The sequence below is a fragment of the Vreelandella lionensis genome, from assembly GCF_044543515.1.
Lineage (GTDB): Bacteria > Pseudomonadota > Gammaproteobacteria > Pseudomonadales > Halomonadaceae > Vreelandella > Vreelandella lionensis.
Window position 1 is genome coordinate 1 of the sequence record NZ_JBITWC010000037.1, and the last position, 18890, is coordinate 18890.

Sequence of the window (18890 nt, forward strand, 5' to 3'; positions counted from 1 at the left end):
GGCCTGTCGCGGCCTGCCTTTTTAATACGTCTTCATGGTTAAGATGGCTATCCCTTGGGGCCAAACAGGAGCCAAGCAATCAACCCCACCAGGGGAAACACCAATAGCGCGATAATCCATAGCAATTTGGCAAGCCCGCTAGCCGAGCTTTTTGCCACTTTAACGATGGCCCATACCACAATGATGAGCCAAATAAGACCGAGCAAACCACCGACTTCAATACCCATAGCAACTCCTTAGCGTGTTGGCATCCATGAGTCTTCAGCTAAGCACATGACTGCAGTGCGCACAAGTCGCCCTAAGGCTCTGGCAAGCGCAGCACCATCTCCCCGCCGCGAATCTCAATCGCTAGCTGGTTTAAAAAGCTCATCCCAAGCAGCACCGTATCGCGCTCCATGCCGGGGCTGATAGAGCCCTGCACGTTGTTCATCTGAATACCGCCCAGCACTACTTCATCTAGCTGAGTCAGATTACCCTCGACACGGCCATTGGCGGTGTTAAACCAAGCACGACGCCCTGGCGCTAAGCTTAGCCTTTTAGCCAGCTCACGAGGCACCGCTACATAAGTGGCGCCTGTATCCAACAAAAACGTCACAGGCTCACCGTTGATCTGACCCGGTGCTTCAAAATGCCCTGCCCGGTTACGCTTTAGTGTTACCGGGCCGTTGTCTGGGGAGGTATTCATGATGTGCACGTTAGGGTTCAGCATGTCGTCAAGACCGCCCTGAATCCACCACGTTCCTACCGCCATTAACAGCACCCAAAATAGCAGCATCATCACAATGCCGCCCTGCTGTGGCCTGTGTCTTGCCATTATTCACCTCACGGCATCAAGAACTTTTCCAGGCTACTGCCGCCTCACGGCCACGGCGCTCATTGACGCCTACGCAAATTAGCATCGCCGCAATAAATAGCCCAACACATAAAAGAATAGACGCTTGAAGGCCAATCAGCGTTTGCAACACCCCTAACATGACGATGCCCAGCACCCCCGCCAGTTTGTTTGCCAAGCCCCAGAAGCCAAAAAACTCCGCTGATTTTTCCAGCGGTGAAAAGACACCCACCAGCGCGCGGCTGGCCGACTGGCTAGAGCCTAAACTCAACCCGGCTAAGCAGCCGACCACTAAAAACAAGTGCTGTGCCTGCCACTGCCACCCAAACTGCTGATTGAGCCACTCGGTTAACGCCGGCGTTGCCCAGATCGCGACAATAGCCGCAACCCAGAGAGCAAGTGTCATTTGATAAGTGTGTTTAGCGCCCAGTTTATCTTGTAAAAACCCAAATCCGATGGCTCCCGCAGCAGCGGTGACCTGCACAATAATAAACATGATATTGCGCACGCTCTCATCCCAGCCAATCACCTGGGCCCCGTAGATAAAAGCAAAGGCGATAATGATGTAAACGCCTGCCATCGAAAATAGAAGTGACACTAAGAAAACGCTTAAGTCTTTGAAGTAGCGCAGCTCATGAAAAGTACCCAAAATCCGCTGCTGGGCAATTTGCCGATAAGAAACGCCATGGGGTTTAGGTACACCGCGCTCTTTCAGCCATAAAAAAGTGGGAATCGCCGCCACTAAAAAGAACCCTGCTGCAAAAGGCCCTACCCAGCGAATACGCTCAAAATTGTCAGCCGTTGCCTCTCCTAGCACAATCAGCGTAAACCCTGCGGCCAATAGGCCGCCAATATAGCCCAATGCCCAACCAAAGCCGGAAATTTTACCCAGCGCATCCGGCGGCCCTAACTCTGGCAGAAAAGCGGCAATAAATGACTCTCCCATGGAGTAGGCGTAGTTTGAGAGTACGATTAACAGAAGGCCTAACACCACGTAGCCGGGCTCAACGAAGTAGAGCATGGCCGTGGTTGCCACCGTCGCCATGTAGCTAAACAGAAGAAAGCGCTTTTTTTCAGCACGGTAATCCATGATGGCGCCACACAGGGGAGCGCTGATCACCACCAGTAAATAACTGATGGCTAAGGCCAAGCTCCATAAAAAGTTAGCTAAGCGGTAGCCATCGTTACGCTCACCGACAATTACGGTAGTAAACAGCTCACCAAATACCACGGTAATAATCAGCAGCGTATACGCTTGATTGGCAAAATCGAACATCGCCCAGCCGAAAATCTCACGGCGTGAAGCATAGGGAGACGCGGCCATTGTGGGGGTTGTGGGCGGCATAGTGTGCTCTCTTAAAAAGAGGAATAAGACTACCAGCTAGCTGTGACACATCGCTATGGGTAGCGTTAACAGAATAAAGATGACATCGCCACACAGTTAATCTAACTTTACTGGATTCCCTAACCACAGGAGGGCGCAATTAAATGGCGTATGGCAACGTTATAAAAAAGCGTTTACTAGCCACTCTTTCACTCTTGCTAGGGTGCGCTTTTGCTATTCTGCCGTTGTCTGCTGACACCCTTCCCTCCTCTCTTGCCTCCCTGACATTTATTACCGAAGAGTACCCACCTTACAATTATCGCGATGGCGGCCAAATGGTTGGCACGTCGGTGAACCTCTTAGAAGACATGCTAGCCCATGCGGAGACCCAGCTAGATCGCAGCAATATTCGCTATTATCCCTGGGTGCGTGGCTATGAACTCGCGCTCAGCCAACCCAACACCGTGCTCTTTTCGACGACTCGCACGCCCGCCAGAGAAGCACAGTTTCACTGGGTTGGCCCGATTGCCCAGGACCAAGTAGTGCTGCTTGCCCGTCGCAATACGCCTCTTCGCATCCGCTCTCTGGACGCTGCGATTGAGCAAGGGCTGAGCGTTGCCGTCATTCGTGAAGATATCGGCGCTCAGGCACTGGTAGAAGCCGGTTATCCAGAGGCACTGATTAGGCCTGCTATGGACAACCGCAGCGCACTGCATATGCTGCTACATGAGCGAGTCGACCTATGGGCCTACAGTGCCGATGTCGCGAAGTGGATTGCCGAGCAGGAAGGGTATTCCAAGGACATTGTGACGCCTCTCTACACACTCAGCGAATCTTATTTATACTTTGCCATCAATCTTGACACAGACCCGCAGCTAGTCGCCGAATTGCAGCACGCTTTTGATAGTGTCACTTCCTTCTCAGCGGCCACACAGGTAGGTAGTGATGGTTAAACAGCTGTTCTCCCCCGCAAAGCCTTACTGGGTACTGGTTGTCCTAGGTGTATTGTTTAGCGGACATACCAGTAGCATAGCATTCGCCCAGGCACCGTCGCTCACCATCAATACGGAAGAGTACCCGCCTTTTAACTATCAAAACGATCAAGGCATTGTGGTGGGTATTGCCACCCAGCAGTTGCGTAATGCGCTGCGCCATGCAGGCATTGAGGCTCGCTTTCGGATACTGCCCTGGGCACGCGCCTATACCGAGGCACGACTGCGCGAGCATCACTGTGTTTACTCCACCACGCGCACTGCCGCTAGAGAGCCACAATTTCGCTGGGCGGGGCCGCTGGTGATTAACGAGTGGTCAGTCTTTGGCCTAGCAGAACGGCAACTGTCATTGGCACAGCTTACTGACCTACACCATTGGCAAGTAGGTAGCTTTCGAGAAGATGCCATAGGCGATTATGTGGAAGAACGGGGTATTAACGTACTCCGCGCGCCTACCGAGCGTGAAAACATGGCACGACTGGCCGCCGGGCTACTGGATGTTATCGTTACCGGGCGCGCTACTGGCGAGTACCTTGCCGAAGAGCAAGGGCTCAAGCTTGAACACCTGCTCACCTTCTTTTATGCGCCCCTTTACCTCGCCTGCCACCCAAGCGTCGAGATGGACACGATTAACCGCCTTCAGCGGCATCTTGACACCTCGTTTGTTACCCCAATGGAGTCGATGCCGTGAGTGTCGCCAAGCCCCCATTAGCCAGCGGCCGTTTAACGCTCAAGCAGGCACTACTTACCCTGCTGATTGCGATTGTCATTAGCCTTATTGCGGGCAGCATTGAGCTACTCGGCCACGCCAGCAGCATGCGTGAAAATGTGCAACAGCGCACCTCACAGCAGCTCGCTATTGTTAATGGCGCGGCGGCGGAAGCCGCCTTCCAGCTTAACCCTGACTTAGCGCACCAAATCGCTTTTGGTTTATTTAGCAATAGCGAGATTTCCCAGGTGGCCATTCGCGACGACTTTGGGCGCGCCCTGGCGGAGTTCTACCCTACACAGCCCAATGCATCCAACTGGCTCAGCAAGCAGCTATTTGGGGATATTGTTTATCATGAGATGCCGCTGCGGTATTACATGGGTAGCGATACCCCAGAAGCGACAGTCGGTGAGATATCGCTCTCCCTGGATACGGTGTACTTGACCCGAGAGTTCTTAGCCCGTGGTTATGCGGTGGTAGGAAGAAGCATTTTGGAGGCTTTTTTACTCAGTGGTCTAGTGATTGCGTTATTTCATATTTTTATTACGCGGCCCTTGTTAAAAGTGCACGCGGCGATCACGCAAACTGACCCAACGCGGCCAGGCCAGTGGCCCAAACCCACTCTGAAGGGCCATCACGATGACGAGCTTGGCCACTTGGTGGAAAGCTTGGATCACCTGCTGAATGAGTTTCAGGCAGGGTTAGCGCAGCGTGATCATTTGCACCAGCTTTCCCAATATGATGGTTTAACCGGCGTGGCCAACCGTCGCCACTTCGATATGTTTTTAGCGCAACAGTGGCAGTGGGCAACGCGTGCTAAGCAACCGTTATCGGCTATTTTTATCGATATCGACAATTTTAAAGAGTTTAACGACCACTATGGTCATAGCATGGGCGATGACACCCTGCGTGCAGTAGCCACGGTACTCAATCAGTGTATCGACTCAAGCTGCGACCTGCTGGCCCGCTACGGCGGTGAAGAGTTTATCTGTGTACTGCCTGGCAAAGATGCCAATGAGGCGATGAATATTGCCAACTGCCTGCGCCAAGCCATTCTGTCACTGGCTATTCCCCATGCCTACTCCAGCACTCATTCGCACCTAACGGCTAGCATGGGCATTGCCACCACGACACATGAGCAGCCGCTTAGCCCTGATGACCTGCTCAACAAAGCCGATCAACAGCTCTACCATGCCAAACGACGCGGCAGGAACCGCATCGAGATACACGAACGCCCGGCGTAGCCGGGCGTTCGTGTAGGCATCAATCGGCTCTACGTCACAGCAACCAGTGGGCAATGACCGCTGACAAGCCGACCACCATCGCAGTGACTACCGCAACGGTGACCACCCGATCTAACCAACGGTCGAAGGCAGCCCCTTTTGGCTGCCTTCGCGTTGCCCCGTGACGTCCCTGTCGAGCCATTAGCACGCTGTTTCCATAGGTGCTTCCTCTATCGAAGCCGTTGTTTAGCTATTAATACGCCGATTGACCACGCTGGGCGCACGGCGCAGACGCTCCTCTTCCCCTAACTGCTCCGCCTCAAAGGCATCAGCACCCACGGGGGTCTCACCGTGGCGACGGTAGAGCTGGGTCAGCATCGCTTTACGATCCGCACGCAGCTCGCGTACCAGCACAATCACCATCATATACAGAATAAAGGTAAACGGCAGCGCTGACAGCACAGCCGCAGACTGCAAGCCGGAAAGACCGCCCGCCACGATAAGCGTAAGGCAAATCGCCGCGATCAGCACGCCCCATACCACGCGCTTATAGAGTGGTGGATTGATGGAACCATTATCCGTCATCTGCGCCACAATATACGAAGCGGAGTCTGCTGAAGTCACTAGGAAAATAAAAATCAGCAGCATGGCCACCACGGAGAGCACGCCCGAGAACGGCATCAAATCAAACATCTCAAACAGGGCGACGGTGATGTTTGCTTCGGTGGCCGCAGCCAGGCCTACATCGGTGCCGTTCAGCTCCAGGTTAAGCGCCGCACCACCAAATACGCCGATCCACAAGCACGCCAAAAGCGGCGGCACAAATAACACCCCAAATACGTACTCTTTAATAGTACGCCCGCGAGACACACGTGCCACAAAGGTGCCCACAAAGGGCGACCAGGCAATCACCCAGGCCCAGTAGAAGATGGTCCAGCTACTGGCCCACTGATTGTCGCTATAGGGCGAAATCCGCAGACTCATTCCAATAAAGTTTTGCAGATAATCGCCTATACCGAGAGTAATGGTCTCCAGGATGGCGATAGTAGGCCCTGTGACCAGCACATAGAGCATTAGGCCGATACATAGCACCATATTTAAGTTGGATAGGCGCTTAATACCTTTATCTAACCCTGACCAAGTAGATGCCATGTAGGCGCAGAACATCACAAATAGAATGACAAATTGCCAAAACCCATTCTCCGGCAAGCCAAATACCGCGTTAAGACCGCCATTCATTTGTAATACGCCAAGCCCTAGTGATGTCGCCACCCCCATCACGGTAGCCACCACCGCAAAAACATCTAACCAGGAAGCGTAGGGGCGCACATGGGGATGCTTGGCCGTGACCGACGAGAGCACTGAAGACACCAAACCCGCCTGCCCCTTACGGAACTGAAAGTAAGCAATAATCAAACCCACCACGGAGAATGCCGCCCACTGGTGAATCCCCCAATTAAAATAGCTGTACTGGATGGCGTAGCGTGCAGCCGCTTCGCTCTCTGCCGGGACATCGCCGTAAGGCGGGTTAATGTAGTGCGTCATGGGCTCTGCCATGCCGTAAAACACCAGCCCTACCCCAAAGCCTGCGGCCAATAGCATGCTGATCCATGAGAAAAAGCTGTAGCTGGGCGTACTGTCCTGGGGTCCCAGACGTACTTTGCCGTATTTACTGAGCGCAAGGCCAATCAGGAACACGACAAAGCCAAATACAGAGAAGAGATAGAACCAGCCAAATAGCTCGGTAATCGATGTGAGGGCGGCCTCAGCAGCATTACCAAACGCGACAGGAAACGCGGCCCCCACAATGACTAAGCCGAAAATAATCACTGCCGATGCGATAAACACCGACTTACCTCCATGGTTTGTCATAACACCACCCTGGTTAATGAAAAATACTGGTTAATAAATGCATGGATTTATAAAAACACGGCACTTTATTTTAGTGCACTTACTTAAATCCTAACATCCGAGGCTAGCAATCGCATGTTAAGGGCTTAATACAGCAAAATTAGCACCAACTGATATATTAGTTTCAACTCTCGAAAAGAAGCAGTGAACTTGCTCGCTCTGCTATGTTCCAATGGGTGCAAACGAACGATGGAGGCTTTCATGCCACAGATGAATCGCGACCAACGCAATGCCGCTTGGCAAGCTGCTAACCAGTGGCGCGCCCGTGCTGCACAAACGCAGCCAAACGGGCTAATGGGCAGCTTGAAACTGCTGTTGACGTGGCTAGCGTTTGGCGCACTGATGATTGTTGGCGTAGTGCTGGGGCTATTTTTCCTGCTGATTGGCTGGGCGATGATGCCGTTTGTGCGCCATAAAATGAAAAAGCGTATGGAGCAGATGCGAGCCGATCACGCTCAAGACATTGGCGGCGGCTACGCTGGCGAGCAGCCATCTAGGCAGCACGATGCCCTAGAAGGTAGCTACGAAGTAAAAGACGAGTCCCGCCGTTAGGGCGGCGGCTGGATCCATGCGAAGGCCGCCGCCAGCGTTAGCGGCATGACGATCAAACTTCCCAAGTTACCGATCAATACCAACGACGCCACCTTATGAGGGGCGAGCTTGTACTGCTCGGCCACCAAGTAATTCAATACCGCTGGCGGCAACGCGGCAAATACCAACAAGGCGGCTGTTTGCAGCGGATTCAGCGGCAGCAGCCACATGAGCGGAAGCGCAATCACCAGCCCAGAGAGCGGGCAAAGCACCGCCCCCAGCAGCCCTATTCGCCAGTCGCTAAAGTCAATCTCCAGTAGGCGCACGCCCAGCGCAAATAGCATTAGTGGAATACATACGCCGCCTAGCATATGCATGGCTTCCAGCAGCCAGCCCGGCAGCGGCACGCCCCCTACATTAACCAGCAGCCCTGCCAAACTGGCCGCCACGATGGGCATTCTAAGCATCCGCCACAGCGAAGTGCGCGGGTCCAGCATGTAAAGCCCCACCGAAAAGTGCAGCAGCATCTCCACGATAAACACTACCACCGCCGCTGGCAGCGCTTCCGGCCCGAAAGCCAGCACCAGCAGCGGCACCCCCATATTGCCGGAATTATTGAACATCATTGGCGGCAGGAAGACCTTACTGTCCAACCCAAGCCACTTTACCACCGGCCACAGCACTAACCCTGACCCCAGCACCACCAGCGCGGCAGCGCTGGCCAACCAGGCGTACTCCGCCAGCGGCGCTTGGCGGTCGGCTAGCACGGCAAACACCAGCAGTGGAACGAACAGCTCCATATTGAGAGTGTTTAAACTGCGAATATCGGGAGTGCGGAATCGCCCGTAGGCGGCACCGCTACCGGCAATCAAAAACACCGGCAGCAGCGTGGCTAAAATTTGACCGATCATTGACCAGCCACCTCGCTGCGAGGCCGCACAGGAAAAGGAGTGCGCATTGTGTCGTCCTTGTTTTTATTGGAACTGCTGTTATTGAAACGATTGATATGGGAGCAGCCGTTTTAAGCCAGTCGTTATCAGGCTAGCTTTTTACCGATGCTACTGAAAAACGCCCTGCCCGCCAATCAAGGTTCCAGAAAACGCTGCCACAGTGCGGTCACTATCTGACGGTGCTCCGCAAACTCTTTGACCTGCCCTAACGCCTTTTCACCGGTCAACGCCGCGCGGTGAGTACGACTGCGGTAGGCCAGGTAAGCCTCGCGCAGTTGCTCAGCCTCCGCTTGGGTGATGTGCCCGCTCTCGGCCAGGGTTTCCAGAATGCGAATATTATCGCTATAGGTGATCAGCGCGGGCGTTTGATGGGAGAGCGCGAGCACGGCGTACTGGCAGAGAAACTCGATATCCACCATGCCGCCTGCATCGTGCTTCAAGCTAAACGTGGCGTCTGTGCTGGCATTTTCGCCATCGCCCCGCTCAGATTTGGCGCCCTCGCCTTTCGTGCCCAAGTGATCACGCATTTTATGGCGCATGCTCACCACATCATCACGCAGCGCCTGCGGGTCGCGCTCGCGGCGTAAAATCGAGCCACGCAGCTCGTCAAACTTGTCGGCCAGCGCCTCACTGCCCGCCACCACTCTGGCCCGCACCAGCGCCTGATGCTCCCAGGTCCAGGCATTTTGATGCTGATACTCGGCAAACGCGTCCAGCGACGTGACGAGCAGCCCCGCATTCCCTGATGGACGAAGGCGCATGTCCACTTCATAAAGACTGCCCGCCGGGGTTACCGCAGTCAGCAGATGAATGATGCGCTGGCCCAGGCGAGTGAAAAACACCGGCGTATCCAAAGGCCGAGGGCCGTCGGTACTGCCTTTACCGTCGTTATCGTGCAGGAACACCAGATCCAGGTCAGAGCCGTAGCCCAGCTCAATGCCGCCCAGCTTGCCGTAACCAATAATCAAAAAAGCAGGTTCGCGGTTGTTACACCCCGCAGGCGCACCGTGCTTGCGAGTGACATGCTTCCATGCCATCGCCAGCACCGCGTCTAAAATAACTTCCGCGATATAGGTTAAGTAATCGCTTACTTTCATAAGATGACGCGTACCGGCCACATCCGAGGCGGCCACGTGCAGCATCTGCGCATGCTTGAACACCCGCAGTGCTTCTAGCTGCGCTTCTTCATCGTCCTCGGGTAAACGGTTGAGCGTTTGACGCAATTCGTCGGCAAGCCGCGATTTATCGGCGGGCGTGTAGAGCGTATCAGGGGTTAACAACTCATCCAGCAGGATGGGGTAGCGTGCCAGCTGTTCAGCAATCCAAGGGCTCGCCGAACATAGCCGCATCAAATGCTCAAGGGTATGCGGATTTTCGCGCAGCAGCGCCAGATAGGCCGTGCGTCGTAGCACCGCCTCGATCAACGGCTGCACCCGAGCCAGGGCCGTGTCCGGCGTATCGCTCTGCGCCACGGCAGCCAGTAGCAGCGGCATCAGTGCATCCAAGCGCTCAAAACCAATACGCTGCATGCTCTGCACGGAGCGCGAGTGATAAAGGCTTTTTAATCGTTTGAGTGCTTTTTCCGATTCGTTAAAGCCCGCTTCGCTGAGAAGGGCCTGAGCCTCATCCTCTTCAAGCTCACCGCGCCACAAGAGCCGCCACTGGGAGAGGCTGGCGTCGCTTTGCTCTTCATCGGCCTCTTCTTCAGGGTCGGCGATCACTGCATCAAAGTGCTGGCGCACCCGTTCGCGGACCTCATCTAGCTGTGCAATAAGCCCGGGCCAATCCTCGTGCCCCATGGCGAAAGCGACGCGCTCGCGGTCCTCATCATCGGTGGGCAGCATTTGGGTTTGGCGATCTTCCAGCGCTTGAATGGCGTGCTCCACATCGCGCAGGAAGGCGTAATCCGGCAGTAGCTCGTCCACCACGGTTTGAGGCAGCAGCCCAAGCTCGGGCAAGCGCTTGAGCGCTGTTTGCAGCGAGGTGACCTGCAGCTCAGTATCACGCCCGCCGCGAATCAGCTGAAACGCCTGCACCACGAACTCCACCTCGCGAATGCCCCCCGGCCCCAGCTTGATGTTGCTCTGCATGCCTTTGCGTTTCACTTCGCGATTGATCATCGCCTTCAGCTCGCGCAGCGACTCAATGGCCCCAAAATCCAGATAGCGGCGATACACAAACGGCCGCAGGCTAGCCAGCAGCTCTTGGCCCGCGTCGATATCCCCCGCCACAGGCCGCGCCTTCAGCATGGCGTAGCGCTCCCACTCACGGCCTTGGTCTTGATAGTAGCTGGAGAGCATCGAAAAGCTGCCTACCAGCGGGCCGCCATCGCCCAGCGGGCGCAAGCGCATATCTACGCGGAACACAAAACCATCCGCCGTCATGGCATCCAGGGCGGCGATCAGGCGCTGGCCAAGCTTGGTGAAGTACTCTTGATGCTCTAGCGGTTTGCGACCGCCTTCAGTCTCGCCCTTTTCAGGGAAGGCAAAAATCAGATCGATATCCGACGAGAGGTTGAGTTCACCCGCGCCCAACTTACCCATACCCAGTACCACCAGCCGCTGAGGCTCACCATCACTGCGAGCGGCAGGCGTCCCCCAGCGGGATGCATAAAAACGCTCCAGCCAGCCAAGCGCCGCTTCGGTGCACACTTCCGCCAGCCAAGAGACCGATCGGGCGGTATCCCACATGGTGGCACCGTCGAGGCGATTTAGATCGCGCCAAACAATGCCCAGCATGCGCGCTCGACGAAAACGGCGCAGCGCCTGGTGCAGGGCATCTTCGTCCTCGGCGCTCTCCAGGGCATCATCCAACCACTGAGTCAGCGCTTCTTTGCTGGGCGCGCTATCCAACTCCCCTGCCGCATCCAGCTCGGCCAGCCAGTGGGGAAAGCGCGCCAGCGTATCAAGGGCGAAGGTGGAGATAGTGACCACTCGAGCCAGCGCTTCCCGGCGGGCAGGAGCGAGCGCCTCCCAACTGCTGGAGGGCAGCGGCTGCTTGGTCATTGAGGCGACATTATCCGCCTGGCTTAGGGCCTCGCTGAGGCGCTGCTGTGCCTGTTCGGCAGCAGGTGCAAGCGCTTTGGGAAGCGTTGTCGTGGGGAATAACGCATCATTGGTCTGCATAAACACCTCTCTGCCAAGCGCCTGTTATGGTTATTGAAGGAGCAGCGGGCGAACTAGCCCATCCATTTTTCCCAGCCTAACAGCCCCCAGGTCAGGCCCGCCATCATCAGCGACAGCATCACTGCCGCTGAGCCAATGTCCTTTGCACGCCCAGATAGCTCGTGGTGTTCGGTGCCAATACGGTCGACCACGTTCTCAATCGCGCTGTTCAATAGCTCGACGATCAACACTAAAAACAAGCTGCCGACCAGCAGCAGCCAGCTTAATGGGCCTTCGCCGATCCACCAGGCAAACGGCAGCAGCACGGCGGTAATCGCCAACTCCTGACGAAAGGCAGACTCATTACGAAACGCCGCCTTCAGGCCTTTCCAAGAGTAGCGCGTGGAGTGCAGTAAATGGGTTAACCCCGTGTGACGTGGCTTCATGCCCGTTGCCTCACCTAAGCGTTTAATTAATTAGCTAAAATCATTGCATCTAAATCTAACGACAGTGGGTCAAGCACCTCGGGCCAGCTGAGATAGGGCGTACTGCCGCTACCGTTCACTAACACGCTAAACACCCCCCAGCGTCCTTGGGCCGTGCGAAAATAGCCCGCCGCGGCACGTACGGCAAACGGCTGGTTGAGCGTGCCGGTTTTCAGCATGACGTTATTTTGAAAGGTAGGTGAGCCACGACGGATAAAGCGCATCACGCCGTTGGCGGGCGACTGGAAAGAGGCCACGAAGCTTGGGAACAGCGCGCTTTGGCGGAACATGTCCTCCAGCATTACGTTGACACCATGCGCCGAGGTGCGGTTATCGGTGGTTAAACCGCTGCCGCTGTGCAGTGTGACCGGGCCGTGCCCAGGCAAGCTCTGCACATAGGTTTCAATGGCCTGCCCTGCCTGACGCAGCTGCGCTTGGGGTGTTTCCACCAAGTTCAGCGCCAGCACGTCGGCCATATAGTTATTGGAGTAGTTCATGGTGCGCAGTATCAGCTCCTGGAGCGGCTGGCTATCCACTGCGGCAAGGCGCTGGGCGCTGCTTGGCGGCTGGGTTGAGCTTACCCGCCACGGGTCACGCACGCTAACGCCTGCCTGATTGAGCATGCTTAACAGTACCTGGGCGGTTTTTTCAGCCGCATCTCCGGCACCACGGTAAACATCCCGCGCGGCTGCATTAGTAGAAATTTGCCCCGTCAAACGCATCACATCGCCACGCTCATCGGTGATGCGCTCGGCGCTAATCTCCGTGCCACTGTTCGCCGGGCGTGTGACCACCTGATTATCAATGGCCACCAGCGGCGCCTGGCTATCACATAGCCCTACCCGCGCAGGCTCGCCGGGGGTTGCCGCAGGCGCCACGTTGACACACCACGTACCAAAATTGACGCCTGCCGAGGTTAGCGGCGCACTATAGGCGTTGGTGACTCGGGTACGCGCGTTGCAGCGATCAGTGGTGATGCACTCCACTGGGCCAAAGCGCCACTGACTGACCACCAGCGCACCGTCGACGTGCGTTACCCCGGCAAGCTGCAGGCGCTGGACGAGCCGCCAAAGATCTTCCGTCGTCAAACCGGGGTCACCGCCGCCTTCAAAGACCAAATCACCGCGTAGCACGCCGTTATCCACTTGGCCGGTACTCACTAACTGGCTAGTGAAGCGATGCTGGGGGCCGAAACGATTAAGCAGCGCGGCCGACATATAGGCTTTTGTCACCGAGGCGGGTGAGAGCTGACGCTCTGGATTAAGTCTGCCCAGCAGCGGGTTGCTGCCGCTATCCGCATCCAGCAAGCGTGCCTCGGCGCTCACCGAAAACCCTTTGGCCTCTAGCTGGCTCAACCGGGTAAAATCTGCCCAAAGCATTGAACTGGCACATAGCGCAGCGGTCGCCACGCCCGCTACCACGCTGCCGCGCAGCCATCGCCCGGGTAAGTTAAGAAAACACGTCACGTTCCACTACCTCAATGCACATTCATTTTGGAGAAGACCTGCAGAGTGACCACCCCGGCCACAATCAGGCTGATGCCAAACACCGCAGGCAGGTCGGGCTTTTCACCAAAGACGACAATCCCGACCAGGGTGACCAAGACAATACCTAAGCCCGCCCAAATGGCGTAGGTAATCCCTACCGGCAGCGTACGTAGTACCAAGCTCAATAAATAGAACGCCACCCCGTAGCCTCCAACGACCAGCAGGCTCGGCAGTGGCCGAGTAAAACCCACAGAGGCTTTTAATGCACTGGTGGCAATCACCTCTGCCACAATCGCGAGAATCAAATAAACAAACGTCATGGGCGCTCCAGGTCGATGCACAAACGCCAAAGTGTTTGGCCACTTTGGTCATATTTGGCTTCAAACGGGGTGAGATAGTCACCATTAGGGTGCAACGGGGCAACGCTTGCCTTTTGTCCGGTGACGACCTCCACGGCCTGGGCAAACTCTTCCACATAGAGCTGCCAGTTCGAACGCAGCTCGAGCCGCCCGCGCAGGGCTAACAGTGTGGGGAAAACCGGATGGCCATGCCAGCGCATTTTCAAGTGTGCTGATTTAGGATAAGGGTTGGGATACAGCAGGTAGTGGCGCTCGGGCGTCCAGCCTGCTTCCAGGGCCAGTCGCCAGAAATCGACCAGATCGGCACGCACCAGCAGGGCGTTTTCCGGCAGCTCACCGTGCTCCCGGCCCAGGCGATCCTCACTTCGGTCAACGCCAATCACGCTGTGGTGGGGGAACTGTATGGCTAGCCGCCGGGTCGATAGCCCTACCCCGCAACCTGCGTCGAGAATCAACGGTGCAGAGTGCTGCTGGCGCCACGCATCGGCCTGCTCAAACGCTTGGCGTGTGTGGTCGGCAATGGGTTTACGCAACGGATGCGCTAACGCACGCACTACTCGGCGTTCCACATCATGATGTGGACCTGGCTGATTGGAAGTCACTGGCCGTGAGGTGTGCTGCATGCCATCCCCTGGGTTAAAAAAAGCGTGATTCTATCAGTCTCCCGCGCACTCGGCATGACGCCGTTGCACGCCCGGTGCTATGATCACGCCCGAGCCTTTTTGTAAGCTCACTATTAAGCTCAGATCGGTTAAGGTTTTCGACACGGTCTGACAATAACCGTTATTAAAAACCACCGCACCACGAGGAACCCGGCTTGTCACACTTACCGGTGATTGTCGGCATGGGCGGCATCAATCCCGCCGGCAGAACCTCGGGCCATCAGGCCTTCCGCCGCACCGTGCTTGATGCTCTTCCTGCTGACCAGCAGCGCCAAACCGTGGAAAGCTTGGCAGCGCTTATGCGCCTTGCCGAGCACTCCGACAACGGATGGCACGACAGCGCAGGGCAGCCCATTGACGCCCCTGCCCAAATGCTGCGCGATCAGGTGCTTAACCACACGCTGATTCGCCGCAATGAAGACCCGCGCTTTCTCGCCCCTGGCCTGCCGGCAAACCGACGAGCCGATCTGGCGCTGGCAAAGCCGCTGCGCGTGACACTGCGCCGCCGCCAGCTACCCGACCAGTTGCCCGATGGGTGGCAGGTGCGCGAAATCGATGCCCGTGAAGTCGAGGTGACTATTCCTGCGGGCATCTTCGACGTGCTGCTACCGGACGCCCAAGAGCCTAAAGTGCGGGCTGCCGCGCAACTGCCGAGCGGCTTTGACCCAGCCAGCCTTTACCGCAGCGTGCACCATCCTCGCGGGCTCTCCATGGCGGTGTTTGGCGCCAGCGACTGCTTGGGCGCCAGCGGCCTCTCTTGGGAAACCCTGCGCCAGCAGCTCAACCCCGACCATATCGCTGTGTACGCGGGCAACTCGATTGGCCAGCTCGATGACCAGGGCTGGGGTGGCTTATTGAAAAGCTTGGTGACCGGCCAGCGCGCCACCTCCAAGCAGATGCCGCTGGGCTATGGACAGATGCCCGCTGACTTCCTCAATGCCTATGTACTCGGCAGCGTAGGCGGCACCGGCGCAGCGCTAGGCGCCTGCGCCAGCTTCCTCTACAACCTGCGCCTGGGCATTGACGATATCCGCGCAGGCCGTCGCCGGGTGGTGATGGTGGGCACCGCCGATGCGCCGATTACCCCGGAAATTATCGAAGGCTTCCGTGCCATGGGCGCGCTGGCCGATGACGCCAGCCTAAAAGCGCTGGATGCCCTGGAGCTGCTGACCGACACTGATTACCAGCGCGCCTGCCGTCCGTTTGCCCGCAACTGCGGGTTCACCATGGCAGAAGCGAGCCAGTTTCTGCTGCTGATGGACGACAACCTTGCCCTAGAGCTAGGGGCCGATATTCTCGGCGCGGTGCCCGATGTGTTTGTCAATGCCGACGGCTATAAGCGTTCTATCTCCGCGCCGGGCATCGGCAACTACATCACCCTGGGTAAAGCCGCCGCGCTGGTCAAAGACATGCTGGGAGAGACCGCGCTGAAAGAGCGCACCTTCCTTCATGCCCACGGCACCAGCACGCCGAAAAACCGCACCACCGAATCCCACGTATTCGATGAAATCGCCCGCGCTAACGGCATCAAGCAGTGGCCGGTGGTGGCTATTAAAGCGTTCATCGGCCACTCCCAAGGGTCAGCGGCAGGTGATCAGCTGGCCAGCGCCCTGGGCAGCTTCGTCCACGGTTTGCTGCCGGGTATCCCCACGCTGGATGCGGTGGCCGATGACGTCTACGCCGAGCGGCTGCGCTTTTTCACGACGCCTCAAGCATTTACCGCCGATGCTGCCTTTATCAACGCCAAAGGCTTTGGCGGTAATAACGCCACCGGCGTGGTGCTCTCTCCAGAGGTGACCGAGCGTCTACTCACCAAGCGCCACGGCAGCGCCGCGATAGAAGCGTGGAAAGGTCGCCGCGAAGCGGTACGCGCTAACGCCGCTGCCTATCTCGCCGAGGCCGATCGCGGGCGCTACGCCCCCCGCTACCAGTTTGGCGAAGCGGTGCTGGAAGGCCCGGAGCTTGAGATTCACGCAGACCGTATCCACATTCCCGGCTATGACCACGCGGTTTCGCTGGTCGCCGATAATCCGTTTGGTTCACTGGATGAGGAGACGCCGTCATGAGCGCGCATCGCGAGAATATCGCTGTCTATCCTGGCACGTTCGACCCGATCACCAACGGCCACTTCGACCTGATTGAGCGCGGCGCGCGGATGTTCGACAAAGTGGTGATTGCCGTGGCAGCCAGCCCCGGCAAACACCCAAGCCTGGATTTGGATACTCGAATTGCGCTGGCCCAGTCGGTGTGCGCATCGCTGCCGAATGTCAGCGTGATTGGCTTCTCGACGCTGCTCACTACCATGATGCACGAACAGGGCGCGACGATTATTCTGCGCGGCCTGCGAGCGGTCTCCGATTTTGAGTACGAGCTGCAGCTGGCCAATATGAACCGCGCTCAAAACCCCGAGCTCGAGAGCGTGTTTCTTACCCCGGCAGTGGAAAACTCCTATATCTCCTCGACCATCGTGCGGGAAATCGCCAAGCTGGGCGGCGATATTTCCCCGCTGGTGCACCCGCAGGTCGCAGAGGCGCTGCGTAAGCACTACACTACCTAGCTATCGATATTGTTGAGTAAAACACTCGGGTATCTAAAACCCGAGTGACACGCCATTCGTGAGGTACGCCCATGGCCCTGATGATCACCGACGAATGCATTAACTGCGACGTCTGCGAACCGGAATGCCCCAACGACGCGATCTCTCCCGGTGAGGAGATTTACGTGATCAACCCCAACCTGTGCACCGAGTGCGTCGGCCACTTCGACGAACCTCAGTGCCAGCAGGTGTGCCCGGTGGACTGTATTCCCCTCGACCCAGAGCGCCCCGAGACTCAAGAGCAGTTGATGGAGAAGTACCGCATCATTACTGCCGCTTAACTCGCCCACTTAAAATGTGCCTGAACGTCTGCAAGCGAAGGCCACTCTGAATGCGTATTTGGACCCTCGCTTGGCCCATCATTTTGTCAAATATCACCGTGCCCCTGCTGGGGCTGGTGGATACCGCCGTGGTCGGGCATCTGCCCGACTCCCGCTATTTAGCTGGCGTTACCCTCGGTGCCACCCTATTTAGCTTCCTTTATTGGGGCTTTGGCTTTTTGCGCATGGGCACCACAGGGCTGGTGGCCCAGGCGATAGGGCGCGAGTCGCCTAGTGACGTGCGCAACTTGCTAGGCCAGTCGCTGATCATGGCAGGTGTCATCGGCACACTATTAATCGTGTTTGGCACACCGCTCATCTCGCTTGGCCTGTGGCTACTAGATGGCAGCGTACAGGCCACGCCGCTGGCCCGCGAGTATGCCGAGATTCGCCTCTGGTCTGCCCCTGCCGTACTGGCCAACTACGCCATTCTGGGGTGGTTCTTAGGGCAGCAGAACTCCCGCGTCACGCTGATGATTCTGCTGCTGACCAACAGCGTGAACATCCTGCTCGATCTGTGGTTCGTCGTCGGTCTAGGGATGACCAGCAACGGCGTCGCGCTGGCCAGCGTGTTTGCGGACTACAGCGCGCTGGCGTTCGGCGGCTATTTGGTGCTGCGCCAGTTGGGGCATTTGGAAGGCCACTTTCAGCGCCAGCGGCTGCTGGCCCTGAAGGCCTATTCAGCGCTCTTTAACGTTAATGCGAACCTGTTTGTGCGAACGCTTGGACTGCTTTTTGCCATGGCATTTTTTACGGCTCAAGGTGCCCGCCAGGGCGATACCGTGCTCGCCGCCAATGCTGTACTGCTGCAGTTCATTATGCTCACCAGCTACGCCTTGGATGGCTTTGCTCATGCCGCCGAATCGCTAGTAGGGCGCGCTTACGGCCGCCGAGACTGGCGCGAGTTTGCCGCTACGGTGCGCGCCACGGCTCACTTCTCGTTCTGGACCTCCGCCGCGGCGGCACTGCTGTTTGCGTTGGGTGGTAATCAACTGATCGCCCTACTGACTGGACTGAGCGAGGTGCGCACCACTGCCGCCACCTACCTTCCGTGGATGGTCGTCATGCCGCTCATCGCCGTGTGGAGCTATCTGTTTGATGGCGTGTTTATCGGCACTACGGCGGTGCGGGAAATGCGCAACAGTATTTTTGCAGGCCTCGCCGTCTACCTGCCTACTTGGTGGTTCTGCCAGGGGCTGGGCAATCACGGCCTCTGGCTAGCGTTTACGCTCTTCACCCTTACCCGTTCGGCGGTGCTCATGGGCTATTACCGCCGCTACCGGCTTACCCGCTGGCGTGCGTCTTCCAGCGTTTCTCACCTTTGATCAGCAGCGTTGAACGTCACAACGGGCAGGGCTAGCAAACTGCGCTAACGTAACGTTATGTGTAGAAGCTAAGCACTCTG

General features: G+C 57.0%; 19 protein-coding genes. 8 read left to right on the forward strand and 11 right to left on the reverse strand.

The window, feature by feature from the left end; all coding sequences use genetic code 11:
• Positions 1 to 47: 47 nt before the first annotated feature.
• From ACIGG6_RS17150 to ACIGG6_RS17160, 3 genes are all read right to left on the reverse strand, one after another.
• Positions 48 to 227 carry a PLDc N-terminal domain-containing protein gene (locus ACIGG6_RS17150; protein WP_083024335.1) on the reverse strand — a complete coding sequence of 60 codons (180 nt, stop codon included), beginning with the start codon at positions 225 to 227 and terminating at the stop codon, positions 48 to 50.
• A gap of 71 nt (positions 228 to 298) precedes the next feature.
• Positions 299 to 814: a TIGR02281 family clan AA aspartic protease gene (locus ACIGG6_RS17155; RefSeq protein ID WP_399846222.1), complete on the reverse strand. Its 516-nt coding sequence runs from the start codon at positions 812 to 814 to the stop codon at positions 299 to 301.
• A 16-nt stretch (positions 815 to 830) separates the two neighbouring features.
• Positions 831 to 2177, reverse strand: a complete 1347-nt coding sequence (locus ACIGG6_RS17160; protein WP_253502070.1) for an MFS transporter — start codon at positions 2175 to 2177, stop codon at positions 831 to 833.
• A 143-nt stretch (positions 2178 to 2320) separates the two neighbouring features.
• Here ACIGG6_RS17160 and ACIGG6_RS17165 point away from each other — a divergent pair, with 143 nt between their 5' ends.
• From ACIGG6_RS17165 to ACIGG6_RS17175, 3 genes are read left to right on the forward strand one after another with little or no spacing between them, the layout of a single operon-like run.
• Positions 2321 to 3109 (forward strand): substrate-binding periplasmic protein, encoded by a 789-nt coding sequence (locus tag ACIGG6_RS17165; RefSeq protein ID WP_399846225.1) that lies wholly within the window; start codon positions 2321 to 2323, stop codon positions 3107 to 3109.
• Positions 3102 to 3839 (forward strand): substrate-binding periplasmic protein, encoded by a 738-nt coding sequence (locus tag ACIGG6_RS17170; RefSeq protein WP_399846226.1) that lies wholly within the window; start codon positions 3102 to 3104, stop codon positions 3837 to 3839. Before ACIGG6_RS17165 ends, ACIGG6_RS17170 begins: the two co-directional genes overlap by 8 nt.
• On the forward strand, positions 3836 to 5101 hold the full coding sequence (locus tag ACIGG6_RS17175; protein WP_399846227.1) for a GGDEF domain-containing protein: 1266 nt from the start codon (positions 3836 to 3838) through the stop codon (positions 5099 to 5101). The genes ACIGG6_RS17170 and ACIGG6_RS17175 overlap by 4 nt, the downstream gene beginning before the upstream one ends.
• Positions 5102 to 5135: 34 nt before the next feature.
• Here ACIGG6_RS17175 and ACIGG6_RS17180 read toward each other — a convergent pair whose 3' ends face one another.
• Positions 5136 to 5282: a hypothetical protein gene (locus tag ACIGG6_RS17180; RefSeq protein ID WP_164834392.1), complete on the reverse strand. Its 147-nt coding sequence runs from the start codon at positions 5280 to 5282 to the stop codon at positions 5136 to 5138.
• Between the two features lie 44 nt (positions 5283 to 5326).
• Positions 5327 to 6952 (reverse strand): BCCT family transporter, encoded by a 1626-nt coding sequence (locus tag ACIGG6_RS17185; protein WP_399846228.1) that lies wholly within the window; start codon positions 6950 to 6952, stop codon positions 5327 to 5329.
• A 240-nt stretch (positions 6953 to 7192) separates the two neighbouring features.
• Between ACIGG6_RS17185 and ACIGG6_RS17190 the strand changes: the two genes are divergently transcribed.
• The gene (locus tag ACIGG6_RS17190) at positions 7193 to 7543 is read left to right on the forward strand and encodes a hypothetical protein (protein WP_172514873.1); all 351 of its coding nucleotides are present in this window, start codon (positions 7193 to 7195) and stop codon (positions 7541 to 7543) included.
• Here ACIGG6_RS17190 and ACIGG6_RS17195 read toward each other — a convergent pair.
• From ACIGG6_RS17195 to trmB, 6 genes are all read right to left on the reverse strand, one after another.
• Positions 7540 to 8433, reverse strand: a complete 894-nt coding sequence (locus ACIGG6_RS17195; RefSeq protein ID WP_399846230.1) for an AEC family transporter — start codon at positions 8431 to 8433, stop codon at positions 7540 to 7542. The two genes, ACIGG6_RS17190 and ACIGG6_RS17195, sit on opposite strands and share 4 nt — an antisense overlap.
• 173 nt (positions 8434 to 8606) lie before the next feature.
• The gene (gene glnE / locus ACIGG6_RS17200) at positions 8607 to 11597 is read right to left on the reverse strand and encodes a bifunctional [glutamate--ammonia ligase]-adenylyl-L-tyrosine phosphorylase/[glutamate--ammonia-ligase] adenylyltransferase (protein ID WP_399846232.1); all 2991 of its coding nucleotides are present in this window, start codon (positions 11595 to 11597) and stop codon (positions 8607 to 8609) included.
• Positions 11598 to 11650: 53 nt separating this feature from the next.
• Positions 11651 to 12022 carry a diacylglycerol kinase gene (locus ACIGG6_RS17205; RefSeq protein ID WP_054641555.1) on the reverse strand — a complete coding sequence of 124 codons (372 nt, stop codon included), beginning with the start codon at positions 12020 to 12022 and terminating at the stop codon, positions 11651 to 11653.
• A gap of 26 nt (positions 12023 to 12048) precedes the next feature.
• Positions 12049 to 13440: a D-alanyl-D-alanine carboxypeptidase/D-alanyl-D-alanine endopeptidase gene (gene dacB, locus ACIGG6_RS17210; RefSeq protein WP_399846261.1), complete on the reverse strand. Its 1392-nt coding sequence runs from the start codon at positions 13438 to 13440 to the stop codon at positions 12049 to 12051.
• A gap of 98 nt (positions 13441 to 13538) precedes the next feature.
• Positions 13539 to 13868 (reverse strand): DMT family transporter, encoded by a 330-nt coding sequence (locus ACIGG6_RS17215; RefSeq protein ID WP_062375183.1) that lies wholly within the window; start codon positions 13866 to 13868, stop codon positions 13539 to 13541.
• Entirely contained in the window at positions 13865 to 14530 is a 666-nt protein-coding gene (gene trmB, locus ACIGG6_RS17220; RefSeq protein ID WP_399846234.1) for a tRNA (guanine(46)-N(7))-methyltransferase TrmB, read from the reverse strand. The genes ACIGG6_RS17215 and trmB overlap by 4 nt, the downstream gene beginning before the upstream one ends.
• 221 nt (positions 14531 to 14751) lie before the next feature.
• Between trmB and ACIGG6_RS17225 the strand changes: the two genes are divergently transcribed.
• The 4 genes from ACIGG6_RS17225 to ACIGG6_RS17240 all read left to right on the forward strand — a co-directional run bounded on the left by ACIGG6_RS17225 (position 14752) and on the right by ACIGG6_RS17240 (position 18810).
• Positions 14752 to 16635 carry a beta-ketoacyl synthase gene (locus ACIGG6_RS17225; RefSeq protein WP_399846263.1) on the forward strand — a complete coding sequence of 628 codons (1884 nt, stop codon included), beginning with the start codon at positions 14752 to 14754 and terminating at the stop codon, positions 16633 to 16635.
• The gene (coaD, locus tag ACIGG6_RS17230) at positions 16632 to 17126 is read left to right on the forward strand and encodes a pantetheine-phosphate adenylyltransferase (RefSeq protein WP_083024348.1); all 495 of its coding nucleotides are present in this window, start codon (positions 16632 to 16634) and stop codon (positions 17124 to 17126) included. The genes ACIGG6_RS17225 and coaD overlap by 4 nt, the downstream gene beginning before the upstream one ends.
• Positions 17127 to 17197: 71 nt before the next feature.
• Complete coding sequence (locus tag ACIGG6_RS17235; protein WP_039182874.1) at positions 17198 to 17446, forward strand: YfhL family 4Fe-4S dicluster ferredoxin; 249 nt, start codon at positions 17198 to 17200, stop codon at positions 17444 to 17446.
• Between the two features lie 50 nt (positions 17447 to 17496).
• Entirely contained in the window at positions 17497 to 18810 is a 1314-nt protein-coding gene (locus ACIGG6_RS17240) for an MATE family efflux transporter (RefSeq protein ID WP_399846236.1), read from the forward strand.
• Positions 18811 to 18890: the final 80 nt, after the last annotated feature.

What these genes read in the sequence shown, in the direction of transcription:
- ACIGG6_RS17150 (WP_083024335.1), bottom strand. Translation starts at nt 227, where the DNA reads ATGGGTATTGAAGTCGGTGGTTTGCTCGGTCTTATTTGGCTCATCATT.
- ACIGG6_RS17155 (WP_399846222.1), bottom strand. Translation starts at nt 814, where the DNA reads ATGGCAAGACACAGGCCACAGCAGGGCGGCATTGTGATGATGCTGCTA.
- ACIGG6_RS17160 (WP_253502070.1), bottom strand. Translation starts at nt 2,177, where the DNA reads ATGCCGCCCACAACCCCCACAATGGCCGCGTCTCCCTATGCTTCACGC.
- ACIGG6_RS17165 (WP_399846225.1), top strand. Translation starts at nt 2,321, where the DNA reads ATGGCGTATGGCAACGTTATAAAAAAGCGTTTACTAGCCACTCTTTCA.
- ACIGG6_RS17170 (WP_399846226.1), top strand. Translation starts at nt 3,102, where the DNA reads ATGGTTAAACAGCTGTTCTCCCCCGCAAAGCCTTACTGGGTACTGGTT.
- ACIGG6_RS17180 (WP_164834392.1), bottom strand. Translation starts at nt 5,282, where the DNA reads ATGGCTCGACAGGGACGTCACGGGGCAACGCGAAGGCAGCCAAAAGGG.
- ACIGG6_RS17185 (WP_399846228.1), bottom strand. Translation starts at nt 6,952, where the DNA reads ATGACAAACCATGGAGGTAAGTCGGTGTTTATCGCATCGGCAGTGATT.
- ACIGG6_RS17190 (WP_172514873.1), top strand. Translation starts at nt 7,193, where the DNA reads ATGCCACAGATGAATCGCGACCAACGCAATGCCGCTTGGCAAGCTGCT.
- ACIGG6_RS17195 (WP_399846230.1), bottom strand. Translation starts at nt 8,433, where the DNA reads ATGATCGGTCAAATTTTAGCCACGCTGCTGCCGGTGTTTTTGATTGCC.
- glnE (WP_399846232.1), bottom strand. Translation starts at nt 11,597, where the DNA reads ATGCAGACCAATGATGCGTTATTCCCCACGACAACGCTTCCCAAAGCG.
- ACIGG6_RS17205 (WP_054641555.1), bottom strand. Translation starts at nt 12,022, where the DNA reads ATGAAGCCACGTCACACGGGGTTAACCCATTTACTGCACTCCACGCGC.
- dacB (WP_399846261.1), bottom strand. Translation starts at nt 13,440, where the DNA reads ATGCTTTGGGCAGATTTTACCCGGTTGAGCCAGCTAGAGGCCAAAGGG.
- ACIGG6_RS17215 (WP_062375183.1), bottom strand. Translation starts at nt 13,868, where the DNA reads ATGACGTTTGTTTATTTGATTCTCGCGATTGTGGCAGAGGTGATTGCC.
- trmB (WP_399846234.1), bottom strand. Translation starts at nt 14,530, where the DNA reads ATGCAGCACACCTCACGGCCAGTGACTTCCAATCAGCCAGGTCCACAT.
- ACIGG6_RS17225 (WP_399846263.1), top strand. Translation starts at nt 14,752, where the DNA reads ATGGGCGGCATCAATCCCGCCGGCAGAACCTCGGGCCATCAGGCCTTC.
- coaD (WP_083024348.1), top strand. Translation starts at nt 16,632, where the DNA reads ATGAGCGCGCATCGCGAGAATATCGCTGTCTATCCTGGCACGTTCGAC.
- ACIGG6_RS17235 (WP_039182874.1), top strand. Translation starts at nt 17,198, where the DNA reads ATGGCCCTGATGATCACCGACGAATGCATTAACTGCGACGTCTGCGAA.
- ACIGG6_RS17240 (WP_399846236.1), top strand. Translation starts at nt 17,497, where the DNA reads ATGCGTATTTGGACCCTCGCTTGGCCCATCATTTTGTCAAATATCACC.